This is a genomic window from Lyngbya sp. CCY1209 (assembly GCF_055795065.1).
Genome location: NZ_JAYFER010000424.1, coordinates 1 through 267 on the forward strand (window position 1 = coordinate 1; position 267 = coordinate 267).

Annotated in this window: 1 protein-coding gene; it reads right to left on the reverse strand. The window is 46.4% G+C overall.

What is annotated here, in order from left to right:
* A partial coding sequence (locus AC0QHF_RS13050) for a reverse transcriptase/maturase family protein (protein WP_324704654.1) occupies window positions 1-267 on the reverse strand: 267 nt, incomplete at both ends.

The window sequence follows — 267 nt, forward strand, 5'->3', positions numbered from 1 at the left end:
CCATTGTTTGACATTTCGCCTTATGGTCGTTGGACAATGAAGTTTGGATAGTAGGTAATCATGGTCAATCTGGTCGAAGCATTTGGTAATATCGGCGTCGAGGACATAGTATTCCCCTTGATTAATTCCAACAAATATTCTACCAATCGCATCATGGGTTGAGCGTCCGGGTCGAAACCCATAGCTTGTCCCCTCGAATTTAGGTTCCCAGTAGGGTTCCATTGCCATCTTGACCAAGGCTTGCTTGGCTCTGTCTCGGATTGTCGG